This is a genomic window from Pseudomonas sp. IT-347P, assembly GCF_949768005.1.
In the GTDB taxonomy this organism is placed as follows: Bacteria; Pseudomonadota; Gammaproteobacteria; order Pseudomonadales; family Pseudomonadaceae; genus Aquipseudomonas.
This window is the reverse complement of the sequence record NZ_CATKPQ010000043.1, coordinates 1-234: the sequence shown is the minus strand read 5'-3', so window position 1 is coordinate 234 and position 234 is coordinate 1. Positions and strand designations below refer to the sequence as shown.

Sequence of the window (234 nt, the reverse complement as noted above, 5' to 3'; positions counted from 1 at the left end):
CGAAATTGGGTCTGTAGCTCAGTTGGTTAGAGCGCACCCCTGATAAGGGTGAGGTCGGCAGTTCGAATCTGCCCAGACCCACCAATTTTGTGTGGGAAACGCCTGTAGAAATACGGGGCCATAGCTCAGCTGGGAGAGCGCCTGCCTTGCACGCAGGAGGTCAGCGGTTCGATCCCGCTTGGCTCCACCACTACTGCTTCTCTTGTATAAAGCTTAGAAATGAGCATTCCATCG

The 234-nt window shown here is 54.3% G+C and carries 2 tRNA genes; both read left to right on the top strand.

Features of this window, described 5'->3' with window-relative positions:
- Positions 1-7: 7 nt before the first annotated feature.
- Positions 8-84, top strand: a tRNA-Ile gene (locus ACM6IV_RS16260).
- Positions 85-114: 30 nt separating this feature from the next.
- Positions 115-190 (top strand) — tRNA-Ala (locus ACM6IV_RS16255).
- Positions 191-234: the final 44 nt, after the last annotated feature.